Annotated in this window: 11 protein-coding genes, 1 pseudogene and 1 riboswitch; of the genes and pseudogenes, 8 read left to right on the plus strand and 4 right to left on the minus strand. The window is 73.6% G+C overall.

What is annotated here, in order from left to right; genetic code table 11:
* Positions 1-9 precede the first annotated feature (9 nt).
* Together trpD and JL475_RS22420 are read left to right on the plus strand one after the other, a co-directional pair.
* A complete protein-coding gene (gene trpD / locus JL475_RS22415; RefSeq protein ID WP_202279610.1) occupies positions 10-1,074 on the plus strand; it encodes an anthranilate phosphoribosyltransferase in 1,065 nt (354 codons plus the stop codon).
* A gap of 135 nt (positions 1,075-1,209) precedes the next feature.
* Positions 1,210-1,326: riboswitch (SAM riboswitch) on the plus strand.
* A 222-nt stretch (positions 1,327-1,548) separates the two neighbouring features.
* Positions 1,549-2,967 (plus strand): aminotransferase class V-fold PLP-dependent enzyme, encoded by a 1,419-nt coding sequence (locus tag JL475_RS22420; RefSeq protein ID WP_202279611.1) that lies wholly within the window; start codon positions 1,549-1,551, stop codon positions 2,965-2,967.
* On the opposite strand, the pseudogene JL475_RS40180 reads toward JL475_RS22420, so the two are convergent.
* From JL475_RS40180 to JL475_RS22430, 3 genes and pseudogenes are all read right to left on the minus strand, one after another.
* A pseudogene (locus tag JL475_RS40180) lies at positions 2,922-3,204 on the minus strand (glycerate kinase); the annotation flags it as partial. The gene JL475_RS22420 and the pseudogene JL475_RS40180 sit on opposite strands and share 46 nt — an antisense overlap.
* A 16-nt stretch (positions 3,205-3,220) precedes the next feature.
* Positions 3,221-3,502, minus strand: coding sequence for an Lrp/AsnC family transcriptional regulator (locus tag JL475_RS22425; protein WP_202279612.1), 282 nt, complete (start codon positions 3,500-3,502; stop codon positions 3,221-3,223).
* Complete coding sequence (locus JL475_RS22430; protein WP_202279613.1) at positions 3,499-4,233, minus strand: rhomboid family intramembrane serine protease; 735 nt, start codon at positions 4,231-4,233, stop codon at positions 3,499-3,501. The genes JL475_RS22425 and JL475_RS22430 overlap by 4 nt, the downstream gene beginning before the upstream one ends.
* A 157-nt stretch (positions 4,234-4,390) precedes the next feature.
* On the opposite strand from JL475_RS22430, the gene JL475_RS22435 reads away from it, so the two are divergent.
* The 5 genes from JL475_RS22435 (at position 4,391) to JL475_RS22455 (ending at position 9,953) form a co-directional block, all read left to right on the plus strand.
* Positions 4,391-4,630 carry a hypothetical protein gene (locus JL475_RS22435; RefSeq protein WP_109377913.1) on the plus strand — a complete coding sequence of 80 codons (240 nt, stop codon included), beginning with the start codon at positions 4,391-4,393 and terminating at the stop codon, positions 4,628-4,630.
* Between the two features lie 65 nt (positions 4,631-4,695).
* Complete coding sequence (locus tag JL475_RS22440) at positions 4,696-6,045, plus strand: NYN domain-containing protein (protein ID WP_202279614.1); 1,350 nt, start codon at positions 4,696-4,698, stop codon at positions 6,043-6,045.
* A 330-nt stretch (positions 6,046-6,375) separates the two neighbouring features.
* Positions 6,376-7,461 (plus strand): C40 family peptidase, encoded by a 1,086-nt coding sequence (locus JL475_RS22445; protein ID WP_202279615.1) that lies wholly within the window; start codon positions 6,376-6,378, stop codon positions 7,459-7,461.
* A 260-nt stretch (positions 7,462-7,721) separates the two neighbouring features.
* A complete protein-coding gene (locus tag JL475_RS22450) occupies positions 7,722-8,729 on the plus strand; it encodes an NlpC/P60 family protein (RefSeq protein WP_202279616.1) in 1,008 nt (335 codons plus the stop codon).
* A gap of 33 nt (positions 8,730-8,762) precedes the next feature.
* A complete protein-coding gene (locus tag JL475_RS22455) occupies positions 8,763-9,953 on the plus strand; it encodes a nuclear transport factor 2 family protein (RefSeq protein WP_202279617.1) in 1,191 nt (396 codons plus the stop codon).
* A 56-nt stretch (positions 9,954-10,009) separates the two neighbouring features.
* On the opposite strand, the gene JL475_RS22460 is transcribed toward JL475_RS22455, so the two are convergent.
* Positions 10,010-11,248 (minus strand): glycosyltransferase 87 family protein, encoded by a 1,239-nt coding sequence (locus JL475_RS22460; RefSeq protein ID WP_202279618.1) that lies wholly within the window; start codon positions 11,246-11,248, stop codon positions 10,010-10,012.
* A 152-nt stretch (positions 11,249-11,400) separates the two neighbouring features.
* On the opposite strand from JL475_RS22460, the gene JL475_RS22465 reads away from it, so the two are divergent.
* The gene (locus JL475_RS22465; RefSeq protein ID WP_202279619.1) at positions 11,401-12,543 is read left to right on the plus strand and encodes a glycosyltransferase family 4 protein; all 1,143 of its coding nucleotides are present in this window, start codon (positions 11,401-11,403) and stop codon (positions 12,541-12,543) included.
* Positions 12,544-12,553 lie beyond the last annotated feature (10 nt).

Here is a 12,553-nt window from a genome sequence, read left to right on the forward strand (position 1 = left end):
GAGCGGCAGATGAGCGCTGTGACCCCCGCAGGAGGCAATACCGCGGCGGACCGCTCCTGGCCCGTCCTGCTGAACGGACTGCTGGACGGACACGACCTGTCCGCCGACGACACCGCCTGGGCGATGGACCTGATCATGCGCGGTGAGGCCACCGACGCACAGATCGCCGGGTTCGCCGTGTCCCTGCGGGCCAAGGGCGAGACGGTCGACGAGATCGTCGGCTGCGTCCGGGCGATGTACGAGCACGCCGTCGCGATCGAGGTGCCGGGGGAGACCGTCGACATCGTCGGCACCGGCGGCGACGGCGCCAAGACGGTGAACATCTCCACGATGTCCTCGATCGTCATCGCGGGCACCGGGGCGAAGGTCGTCAAGCACGGGAGCCGGGCCGCCTCCTCCGCCTCCGGCGCCTCCGACGTCCTGGAGAAGCTCGGCGTCAACCTGGAGCTGACCCCGCAGCGGGTCGCCGAGGTCGCGGAGGAGGCCGGGATCACCTTCTGCTTCGCGGTGAAGTTCCACCCGGCGCTGCGCCATGTGGCCGCCGCGCGAGGACAGCTGGGCATCCGTACGGTGTTCAACTTCCTGGGCCCGCTGGCCAACCCGGCCCGGGTCCGGGCCCAGGCCGTCGGGGTCGCCGACCCGAGGATGGCGCCGATCATGGCCGGTGTGTTCGCCGACCGCGGCCACTCCTCGCTGGTGTTCCGCGGTGACGACGGCCTCGACGAGCTGACGACCACCGGCACCTCGCGGGTGTGGGTGGTCCGGGACGGCAAGGTGACCGAGGAGCACTTCGACCCGCGGGACGTCGGCATCGAGCCCGTGCCGCTGGAGGCGCTGCGCGGCGCCGACGCCTCGTACAACGCCGAGGTCGCCCGGCGGGTGCTGGACGGCGAGCGGGGCCCGGTGCGGGACGCGGTGCTGCTGAACTCGGCGGCGGCGCTGGTGGCGCTGAAGCCGGGCACCGGGACCCTGGCGGAGCAGATCCGGGCCGGGATGGCCGAGGCCGCCGACTCCATCGACTCGGGAGCCGCCAAGCGGGTCCTGGAGCACTGGGTGGCGGTCAGCAACGCGTGAACCGCCGCCGCGGCGGCCGGCCCCCGTTCGGCCGCCGCCCGGCCGCGTCCGACGCGACCGGGGCGCGGTCCGGAACCGTCCAGGATCCGGACCGCGCCCCGCGCGTAGCGGACCGTGTGGCAGGATCGTGGACCAGGTCATGAGCGACAGTCATCAGGCCCCGGCCGGCTGTCCGGCAACCCTCCGTCCGTGGCGGGGTGCCCCGGGTGAGGACCAGGCCGCGAGCAGCAGGGCTCGCGGCAAGCGCGGACCCCTCGCACTCGATCGAGTGGACACACCAGGGGTCCTGGTCGTTCGAGGGAGCCTCCCGGTGAACCAGCGAATGCGCTAGGGCGTTTCTGACGGCCCCGAAGAGGCCGCAGAGCCCCGCCTCCGCATCCCTTTTCGCCCCTTCTCACCGTTTTCTCGCCTCTCCCACGCTTGAGCCGTGTGCGCTCGCGTGGTGATTCCGCCTGCCTCCACGGGAGTTCACCCATGTCCGTTTCCGCTGTCCCAGCCGTCTCAGCCGTCTCAGCCGTCCCCGCCGTCACCCCCGCCGTCTCCGGCGACCGGTTCGGAGGTGCGCTGCTGCCGGTCCTGGGGCGCGACGTCGCCGTCCCGCTCGTCACCGGCGGCGAGATCGGCCACGCCGCGCTCGACTACGCCGCCAGCGCCCCCGCGCTCCAGCGCGTGTGGGACGCCGTGGCCGCGTACGCGCCGTACTACGGCAGCGTCCACCGGGGCGCGGGACACCTCTCCCGGCTCTCCACCGAGCTCTTCGAGAACGCCCGCCGGACCGTCGCCGAGTTCCTCGACTGCCGTACCGGAGACCAGGTGGTCTTCACCCGGTCCACCACCGACTCGCTCAATCTGCTCGCCTCCGCCCTCCCGGACGACTGCCGGGTCTTCGTCTTCGAGACCGAGCACCACGCCTCGCTGCTGCCCTGGCGCGGCGGTTCCCGCGTCACCCTCCTCGACGCCCCGGACAGTCCGGAGCAGGCCGTGCGGTCCCTGGAGCGCGCCCTCGTCGACCGTGAGCCCCACGGCCCGGCCCTGGTCTGCGTCACCGGCGCCTCCAACGTCACCGGCGAGCTGTGGCCCGTACGGGAGCTGGCCGCCGCCGCCCACGCGCACGGCGCCCGGATCGTCCTGGACGCCGCCCAGCTCGCCCCGCACCGCGCGGTGAGCGTGCGTGACCTGGACGTCGACTGGGTGGCCTTCTCCGGGCACAAGCTGTACGCGCCGTTCGGCTCCGGTGTCCTGGCCGGCCGCGCCGACTGGCTGCGCCGGGCCGAGCCCTATCTCGCGGGCGGCGGCGCCAGCCGCACCGTCACCCGGCGCGAGGACGGTTCGCTGGACGTCCGGTGGCACGACGGCGCGGCCCGGCACGAGGCGGGCTCGCCCAACGTCATCGGAGCCCACGCCATCGCCTCGGCCTGCGAGGCGCTCGGCGAGGCCGGGTTCGACGCGCTGGCCGCCCGCGAGGAGCGGCTGATCCGCACGGTGCGAAACGGGCTCGCGGACGTGCCCGAGGTGCGGTTCCTGTCCCTGTTCGGGGACGACGCGCCGCGCGTCGGCGTGCTCTCCTTCGTCGTCGACGGCTGGAACAGCTCCCACTTCGCCGCGGCCCTGTCCGCCGAGTACGGCATCGGCGTACGGGACGGGCTGTTCTGCGCCCACCCGCTGCTGCGCGCCCTGCTCGGCGGCGACCCGCGGACCCCGGGCGAGTGCGGTGCCCCCGGGGCGGCGTCCGGCGAGAGGCCCCTCGACGCGATCCGTGTCAGCTTCGGCGCGGGCACCCCGGACGAACACGTGGAGCGCTTCGTCCGCGCCGTCAGGGAGCTTGTGCGGGACGGCGCCCGGTGCGGCTACCGCACGGTCGACGGCCGCTGCGTACCGGACACGTCCGTCTGAGCCGGGCCGCCCGGGGCGACGGGCCAAAGCCCGGCGGAGGCGGGGCCGGGCAGGCGGGTGCCCAGGACGATCATGCGCAGGGCGCGTTCCGTGGCGTCGGTGAGGAGTTCGGCGCCGCGGGCCCGGCGCCTCGGCGAGGGGCATCGGGGCGGGGAGGATGCCGTGGCAGGCGTCCACGCCCGGCACCTCGTGCGCGCCCTCGCCGAGCGTCCCGGCCAGGGCGAGCACCGGCCGCCCGGCCGCGGTGGTCGCCTCAGCTGTCCAGGCCGATCGCGAACGCGGCCTCCAGGTCGTGCTGCGAGTACGCGCGGAACGCCACGTGCGTGTCGGTCCCCTCCACGCCCGGGATCTTGCTGATCCGGCCCGGGATGACCTCCGCCAGGTCCTCGTGCAGCTTCACCCGCACCATGGCGATCAGGTCGTAGGTGCCGGTGACGGAGAAGACCTCGCTGACGCTGTCCAGCGCGGCGATCTGTTCCGCGATCTCGGGGATCCGGTCCACGCTGGTCTTGATGAGGACGATCGCGGTGATCACGGCTGGTTCTCTCCCTCGGGGGCCGGAGCTGGGGCGGCTCTCACTGTAGTCGCCCCCTGGAAACGCGCCCACGCACAGCAGAAGCCCAGCCCGAAGCCCACCAGGTGCGCCAGATACGCCACACCGGGACCGTCGGAGGCGGGCATCGCCGCCAGCCACTGCGACACCGCCCAGAACGGCAGCACGACCCACGCCGGGAAGCGCACCGGCAGGAAGAACAGGAACGGCAGCAGACTGGTCACCCGCGCCCGGGGGAACAGGAGGAGAAACGCGCCGAGGACCGCCGAGATCGCCCCCGAGGCCCCCACCACGGACTGCTCGGAGTCCATGTGGACGGCGGCGTAGCCGAGCAGGGCCAGGTAGCCGCAGCCGAGGTAGAACAGGAGGAACTGCAGGCGGCCCATCCGTGCCTCGGCCATCGTCCCGAAGACGTGGAGGAAGAGCATGTTGCCGAGCAGATGCACCCAGCCGCCGTGGACGAACAGGGCCGTGGCGGGGGTGAGAGCGGCGCCGGGGGAACCTTCGAACAGTTCTGCGGGGACCACGCCCCAGCGGTGGAAGTAGCTCCGCTGTGCGGCCAGCAACTCCTCCCCGGACCCGTACGCCGGATCGAGCCCCGCGGCCGGCCCGATGAGGAAGACCGCGCAGCACAGGACGATGAGGGTGTGGGTCACCGGTGCCGACGGGCGCCTCAGCGCTCTGGCAGCCGACGTCCCCCAGTCACGGATCATGAACACAGAGCATGACGTAAGGGGACGTAACCGTACAGACCGCCTCGCCGCCGTGGACGGGCGGGCGGCGAGGACCCGCCAGGCCGTAGGGTTACGTGCCACACGCGCCGGGGTGCCCGGTGCGTCACGGACACTGGAAGAAAGGCGAAGAGCCACGATGACGGTCCCCCAACCGACTGCCTCGACACGGTGGCGCTGCACCCTCTGCGGCAACCTCACCCGGTTCGACGTGACCCGCTCGTCCAAGGTCGTCGAGTACGTCCACCTCGACCTGGCGGGGGAGCCGAAGGTCGAGGAGCGCGAGGTCCTCGGTGAGACGATCGAGTCGGTGCGGTGCCGCTGGTGCAACGCCGTGGACCAGGTGGAACTCGTCGACAGGCCGGGTGCCGGCTCCTGAGGGGAGCGGGCCCCGCTCGGAAGACCCCGCACGCGGGGTCGCGCACAGGCATTGGGGTGTGACGGATGGTGGAGACCGCGGGCGGGGAGCCGGAGGGCGGCGCCGCTGAGGTGCTCGACCGTCCGCTGCCCGACGGCGTGCGCCGCCGGGTCGTCCAGATCGTCTCCGACGGCTTCGGCGGACTGACGGTCGCCGAGCTGCCCGCCCAGCTCAGGCAGTACGCCCGGTTCGCCCCGAACCGCCGCGCCAAGTTCGCCGGCAACGCCATGGCCGCCGCGCTGGAGAGCGAACCGCTGTTCCGCCAGCGCATCGCGGAGCGGCTGAAAGAGGCCCAGCCGGAACTGTCCGGCGCCCTCGAGTCGGGCTCCCCGCCCCCGGCCGCCGACCCGCTGGACGTGGCGGCCGCGGCCTATGTCATGCGGCCGCCCGGCTGGGTGAAGCTGGTGACCGCCGCGGGCGAGGAGGCCCAGCGGGCCGACGCCGAGCGCGCCGACGAGGAGAACCGGGCCGAGGTGGAGCGGCTGCGCGCCGAACTCGCCCGCGCCCGTGAGCACGCCAGGTCCGAGACCGAGCGGCTGCGCGGCGACCTGGACTCGGCCAGGAAAGAAGCGGATTCCCTGCACCGCAAGCTGCGGTCCGCGCTCAGTGACGTCAAGCGCGGTGCGGCCGCGCTGCGCAAACTGCAGGGGGAGCTGGACGCCGTCCGCGCCGACGGGCAGGCACAGGTGTCCGCCGCCGAGAGCGAGAGCCGGCGGCTCAAGGCGCGCCTCGGCGAGTCGGAGGCCGCCCTGGAGGCCGCCCGCCGGGCCGCCCGGGAGGGGCGCAGCGTCGAGGACATGCGGGTGCGGCTGCTCCTGGACACCGTGCTGGACGCCGCCCAGGGGCTCCGGCGCGAGCTCGCGCTGCCCCCCGTGTCCGTCCGGCCCGCCGAGACCGTGGACGCCGTCGAGCCGGGACGCATGTCCCCCAAGGACATCGCGGCCCGGGCGCTGTCCGAGGACGACCCGGCCGTCCTCGACCAGCTGCTGGCGCTGCCGCAGGCGCATCTCGTCGTCGACGGCTACAACGTCACCAAGACCGGCTATCCCCAGATGCCGCTGGAGAAGCAGCGCCTGCGGGTGCTCGGCCAGCTCGCCCAGCTCGCCGCACAGACCGGCGCCGAGGTGACCTGCGTCTTCGACGGGGCCGAACTGGCCGCTCCCGTACTGCTGGCGCCGCCGCGCGGGGTGCGGGTGTTGTTCTCCAAGCCCGGTGTCACCGCCGACGAGCTGATCCGCCAGCTGGTCCGGGCCGAGCCGCCGGGGCGGCCGGTCATCGTCGTCTCCACCGACCGCGAGGTCGCCGACGGAGTCGCCCGCGCGGGTGCCCGCCCGGTCGCGTCGGCGGTCCTGCTGAAGCGCTTCTCCCGGGCGTAGGGCGCAGGACGCGAAGCCCAGTGGCGACGGCGGTGCGGTACGTCCCATCCGGAACGTAAGTACCAACCGCAACGTACCCGCCGATTGACCGAATTGGCGCGGTATTCACGCAACGTAGCGTCAGACCGACATCACTGCACGTGAGTTGAGGGCAGAGAAACGCACTGTGACGTAGATTTCGTGCCCGAGGATTTGAACTGATCACAAGACAATCACTAGGGTCAGGCCTCGAACCTCCGCTCGGGTGATCGTTCACATGGGGTGGCGACGGCGGAGGTCCCGCCCGCCGGCGTGTCGGTAGGCGGCTGGAGGAAGAAGGAGCTCGCCTTCGTGGCGTCCCACCGTCGTCCCAAGCAGCCGAACCGGGCACGTGTCACTGTGCTCACCACCGCTGCCGCAGCTGCCGTCGTCCTGAGCTCGCAGGCCGCCAACGCGGCCCCCAGCGAGAAGCCGAGCAAGGGCGAGGTGAAGGCCAAGGTCGACAAGCTCTACCAGCAGGCGGAGCAGGCCACCGAGAAGTACAACGGCGCCAAGGAGAAGCAGGAGAAGCTCCAGAAGGAGATCTCCACGATCCAGGACAACGTCGCCAAGGGCCAGCAGGAGCTCAACGAGCTGCGCGACGGCCTCGGTTCGATGGCCAGCGCCCAGTACCGCAGCGGCGGCCTGGACCCCTCGCTCCAGCTCTTCCTCTCCGCCGACCCGGACGACTACCTCGACAAGGCGGCCACCCTCGACCAGCTCAGCACCCAGCAGGTCGACGCGCTGAAGAAGATCCAGGAGAAGCAGCGCGAGCTCGCTCAGCAGCGCTCCGAGGCCTCCGGCAAGCTCGAGGACCTCGCCTCCACCCGCACCGAACTGGGCAAGAAGAAGAAGGAAGTCCAGGGCAAGCTGGGCGCCGCGCAGAAGCTGCTCAACAGCCTGACCGCGGAGGAGAAGGCGCAGCTCGCCGAGGAGGAGGCCCGCGCCACCCGCGCCAGCGAGCGGGAGGTCCTCAAGGCTTCCGGTGCCGACGCCGGCACCGCCGCCGGTACCGGCACCTCCGCCCCGGTCTCGAGCGGCTCCGGCCGCGCCGGCGCCGCCTTCGCCGCCGCCCAGAGCAAGCTCGGCACCCCTTACGTCTACGGCGCCACCGGCCCGTCCTCCTTCGACTGCTCGGGCCTGACCTCCTGGGCGTACGCCCAGGCCGGCGTCGGCCTCCCGCGCACCTCCGAGGCGCAGACCGGCGCGGGCACCAGGATCTACTCGGCCAGCCAGCTCCAGGTCGGCGACCTGGTCTTCTTCTTCAACGACCTGCACCACGTGGGTCTTTACGCGGGCAACGGCCAGATCATCCACGCCCCGCGCAGCGGCACCGTCGTCCGCTACGAGTCGATGAACACCATCGGCGGCCCGTTCATGTTCGGCGTCCGCGTCTAGGAACGGCCGACCCGCGGCGGCCCACAGGATCTGTCGGACCCGGCTCGGCCTCCTGTCGGCCTCCTGTCGGCCGCGGCAGGGTCGCGTGCCTCCGTTCGGGGGAACCGCGGTCCGCCGTCCGACCCCACGCCCCGCCTGTGACCTGCGGTCAGAGGCGGGGCGTCACCGTGCGTGGTCACCCGGGTCGTTGGTCGGCCGCCCGCCTCGGGGTTACTGTCTGCCGCGTTTCCCTGTCCGTCAGCGGAAGGAGCGCGGTCCCCGTGGGGTCCCATCGACGCCTTGCACCCTCCCCCGGTCTCGACCGGGGCACCACCGTCGCCGTAGGTCTCCTGTCCGCGGCGGCAGCCGCCCTGGGTGCCTTACCGGCGACGGCCGTCCCGCACGACGACCCGACGGCAGACGTGGACCGCCTCTACGAGGAGGCCGAGCGGGCGACCGAGGCGTACAACGAGGCCGACTCCCGCGCGGACACCCTGCGGGGGCGGATCAACACCGTCCAGGACGAGATCGCCCGGCAGCAGGAGCGTGTCAACACCCTGCGGGAGTCGCTCGGTTCGCTGGCCGGCGCGCAGTACCGCTCCGGCGGCCTCGACGCCTCCCTCATCCTGCTCCTCTCCGACGACCCGGAGGACTACCTCGAGCGGGCCTCGGTGCTCGACCGGCTCACCGTCCGCCAGGCCGGCCGGCTGAAGGAACTCCAGAAGGCCGGGCGCTCCCTGGACCAGAACCGCGCGAGGGCGTCCCACAAGCTGGAAGAGCTGGAACGGAGCCGCAAGGCGGCCGCCGCCCACAAGAAGACCGTGGAGCGCAAACTCGCCGAGGCCCGGCGGCTGCTCGACGCGCTCCCCGACGCCGAACGCGCCGCCTACGAGCGGGCTGCCCGATCCGGCCGCTCCGGCCCGCTCGGCACCGCGGCCGCCTCCGGCCGCGCGGCCGACGCCGTCGCCGCCGCCGGCTCCGCCCTCGGCTCGCCCTACGTCTGGGGCGCCAACGGGCCCTCGGGCTTCGACTGCTCCGGCCTGATGCAGTGGTCGTACGCGCAGGCCGGGGTGGCCCTGCCACGCACCTCGCAGGCCCAGCGGCACGCCGGCCGGCAGGTCCCGCTCTCCCAGGCCCGGCCCGGCGACCTGGTGCTCTACCGGTCCGACGCCAGCCATGTCGGGATGTACGCGGGCAACGGCCAGGTGATCCACGCCCCTTACCCCGGCGCCCCCGTGCGCTACGACCCGGTCGGGATGATGCCGGTCTCGTCCGTCACCAGGGTCTGACCGGAGCGGCCCGGCGTCCGTACCCTCACAAGGGTGGCTGATCGAAGGCGGGTGTCGGGTGCGCCGGTGACGGTGCTGTGTCTGCTGCTCGTCTCCCTGGTCGGCTGCGGCGACCGGCCGGCCGTCGACGGCGCCCGCGCCGAGGTGCAGGCACTGCTCGACCGGCGGGCCGAAGCCCTCCTCGGCCACGACGCCGCCGCCTACGCCCGTACCGGCACCCGGGCCGGGTACGCCGGCCTGCGCGAGGTGCCGCTGGCCGACTGGACCTACCGCGTGACCGCGGTGCGCCGCACGGGCGACACCGCCACCGTCGACGCCGACCTCGGCTACCGCGTCGCGGGCTACGACCGGGCCCCGGTCACCACCGCCCGCACCCTGCGCCTGATGCGGCACGACGACGGCCGGTGGTCCGTCGACTCCGACCGGCCGGCCGGGAAGGCCGGCCGACAGCTCTGGGACCAGGGCGTGGTGCGTGCCGTGCACGGGGAGCGGAGCCTGGTGCTCGGTGTCGGGCAGCCCGACGGGAAACTGCGCGACTACGCCGAACTGGCCGACCGCGCGGTGCCGTCGGTGTCGGACGTGTGGGGCCCGCGGTGGGAACGGCGCGTCGTCGTCCTGGTCCCGGGTTCCCTGGAGGAGATGGCGGGGCTGCTGGGCTCGCCCGCCTCCTCCTACCGGGGGATCGCGGCCGTCACCACCGGCGAGACCGGCGCCGGCGCGAAGTCACCCGCGGACCGGGTCATCGTCAACCCGGAGGCCTTCGGGCTGCTCGGCGACTCGGGCCGGCAGGTCGTGGTCACCCACGAGACCACCCATGTCGCCACCCGCGCCCACACCACCGCCTCGACCCCGCTGTGGCTGTCCGAGGGCTTCGCGGACTGGGTCGGCTACCGGGGCGGCGACCACCTCCCGGCCGACGCGGCACCGGAACTCGCCCGTGCGGTGAGTCACGGGGAGGTGCCCTCCGGGCTGCCGGACGACGGCGACTTCGGCTTCTCCGGCGACGCCGACGGCCTCGCCCGCGCCTACGAGAGCGGCTGGATGGCCTGCCGCCTCATCGCGGAGCGCTGGGGCGAGGAACGCCTCGGCGCGTTCTATCGTGCCGTGGGCGCGCACGCGCGGCGGGACGGAGCGGTCGAGGACGCGATGCACCGGGTCCTCGGCACCACACCGGAGGCCTTCACCATCGCCTGGCAGGACTACCTGCGCGAGCAGCTCCACTGATCCGGCCCGGGCGTTCGCCGCACCGGGAGACCGGGCCGGGACCGGGAGGAGACCGGTCAGGAGGAGACCGGTGCTTCCGCGGCGCTCCGGGGGTGGGGAGCGGGTGCCGCGGGCGGGATCCCTCGGGGGACCGTCGCGCGCCACAGGGCGCGGGCGGCGAGGAAGGTGGCGGCCACCAGCAGGCCGTTGCGGAGGAACAGCAGGGCGACGCCGAGCGGGTCACTGGCCACGACGTGCGCGAACCACAGCGGGAACTCCAGCACCGTCACGAACGACGCGACCAGCACCAGGGCCACCGGCAGCCGCATCCGGCTCCCACGGTGGCACAGGCAGACCGCGGCGAGCCCGACCAGCCACACCATGTACTGCGGGCTGATCACCCGGCTGGTGGTGGTGAACATCAGCACGGCCACGAACGCGGCGTCGGCGAGGGTGTGCGGCTCGAAGCGGGTGGCCAGCAGCCGCCACAGCACCAGCCAGGCCAGGGCCGCCCCGGTCAGGACCATGGCGCCCGTGCTCACCCAGGTCACATAGGGGCCGAGGAACTCCACCGAGCCGTAGTTGAGCAGCACCTGGCCGTCCCAGCCGTGGTGCCGGGCGACGTGGAAGACCAGCGCGCCCAGCGACTCCACCTCCGTGCCCCGGTCGCGCTGAAAGCCCAGGAACGCGAAAGCGCCCGGCATGAGCACCGCGAACACGCCCGCCACCGCGACACCGGTCACCGCGGCCGACACCCACGCGGAACGCCGGCGGACACCGAGCAGCAGCATCGCCGGCCACACCTTCAGCAACGCGCCGAAGGCCGCCAGCGCCCCCAGCAGCCGGGGGCGCCGGGCACCGGCCAGCAGCGCGGCCACCGCCACCGCGGTCACCATCACGTCGTAGCGGGCGTACACCGTCGGCCCGAGCAGCGGCACGCCCGCCACCCACACCCAGGCGCCGCGACGGCTCCGGCCCGGCCGTCCGCCCGCGTACAGCAGCAGTGCCAGGGTGGCCAGGTCGGCGAGGAGCACCAGGACGAAGAAGGCCGTGGTGTACTCCAGGAACGGCAGCAGGCCGGGGGCGAGGATCGCCAGCGCCGCCGCGGGCGGGTACTGCCAGGTCACGTCGTCCAGCGGGAACGTCCCGGTGCGCAGGACGTCGTACCAGCCCCGGTAGATCCCGGACACGTCGCTGGTGACGTCCGGTCCGGGGAAGACGACCACCTTCAGGACCCACAGCAGCAGGACGGTCCTCGTCAGCGCCCAGAGTGCGAGCGGCCGAGCCGGGGACCCGCGCGAGCCCATCGTGTCCACGTGATCCCTGCCCGTCCGTGTGCGGTCCTGAGGGGCCATGATGTCGCGGACCCCGGTGAGCGTGCCACAGCGGCCCGCCGGGACCCGGAGCCGACCGGCCCTCCCGGGCCGGTTCGGTGCCGGGTCCCGGCGGTTCGGTAGGGTCGGCGACGATGCACAAGACCCTGATCGTGACCAACGACTTCCCGCCCCGGCCCGGCGGCATCCAGGCGTTCCTGCACAACATGGCGCTGCGGCTCGACCCCGAGCGCCTCGTCGTCCACGCCTCCACCTGGAAGCGCACCCGGGAGGGCGTCGAGGCGACGGCCGCCTTCGACGCCGAGCAGCCCTTCACCGTCGTGCGCGCCCGTACGACGATGCTGCTGCCGACCCCGCAGGCCACCTGGCAAGCCGTCGGACTGCTGCGCGAACACGGCTGCACCTCGGTGTGGTTCGGGGCGGCGGCGCCGCTCGGGCTGATGGCACCGGCGCTGCGCCGGGCGGGCGCCGAGCGGATCGTGGCCACCACCCACGGCCACGAGGCGGGCTGGGCCCAGCTCCCCGCCGCCCGGCAACTGCTGCGCCGGATCGGCGAGTCCACGGACACGATCACCTACCTCGGCGAGTACACGCGCTCGCGGATCGCGGGGGCGCTCACGCCCGGCGCGGCCTCGCGGATGGTGCAGTTGCCGCCCGGGGTCGACGAGAAGACCTTCCACCCCGGCTCCGGCGGCGACGAGGTCCGGGCCCGGCTCGGCCTGACCGACCGCCCGGTGGTCGTCTGCGTCTCCCGGCTGGTGCCGCGCAAGGGGCAGGACACGCTGATCCGTGCGATGCCCGCGATCCTGGCCGCCGAGCCGGACGCCGTGCTGCTGATCGTCGGCGGCGGGCCCTACGAGAAGGACCTGCGCCGGCTCGCCCAGGACACCGGGGTGGCCGGCTCCGTCCGCTTCACCGGCGCCGTGCCCTGGTCCGAGCTGCCCGCCCACTACGGTGCCGGGGACGTCTTCGCGATGCCCTGCCGCACCCGGCGCGGCGGACTGGACGTGGAGGGGCTCGGCATCGTCTACCTGGAGGCCTCCGCGACCGGCCTGCCCGTCGTCGCCGGCGACTCGGGCGGCGCCCCCGACGCGGTCCTCGACGGCGAGACCGGCTGGGTCGTCCGGGGCGACACCCCCGCCGAGTCCGCCGACCGCATCGTCACCCTCCTCGCCGACCCCGAACTCCGCCGCAGGATGGGCGAGCGGGGCCGGGCCTGGGTCGAGGAGAAATGGCGCTGGGACCTTCTGGCCGAACGCTTGAAAGCGCTGCTGTAGGGCAGTTCCC

Origin of the sequence: Streptomyces sp. M2CJ-2 (genome assembly GCF_016757295.1) — a bacterium.
Classification (GTDB): Bacteria; Actinomycetota; Actinomycetes; order Streptomycetales; family Streptomycetaceae; genus Streptomyces.

Bases quoted from the DNA above. Each gene is read 5' to 3' on its own strand.
- JL475_RS22435 (WP_109377913.1), top strand. From the start codon at position 4,391: ATGACGGTCCCCCAACCGACTGCCTCGACACGGTGGCGCTGCACCCTC.
- trpD (WP_202279610.1), top strand. From the start codon at position 10: ATGAGCGCTGTGACCCCCGCAGGAGGCAATACCGCGGCGGACCGCTCC.
- JL475_RS22430 (WP_202279613.1), bottom strand. From the start codon at position 4,233: ATGATCCGTGACTGGGGGACGTCGGCTGCCAGAGCGCTGAGGCGCCCG.
- JL475_RS22420 (WP_202279611.1), top strand. From the start codon at position 1,549: ATGTCCGTTTCCGCTGTCCCAGCCGTCTCAGCCGTCTCAGCCGTCCCC.
- JL475_RS22440 (WP_202279614.1), top strand. From the start codon at position 4,696: ATGGTGGAGACCGCGGGCGGGGAGCCGGAGGGCGGCGCCGCTGAGGTG.
- JL475_RS22465 (WP_202279619.1), top strand. From the start codon at position 11,401: ATGCACAAGACCCTGATCGTGACCAACGACTTCCCGCCCCGGCCCGGC.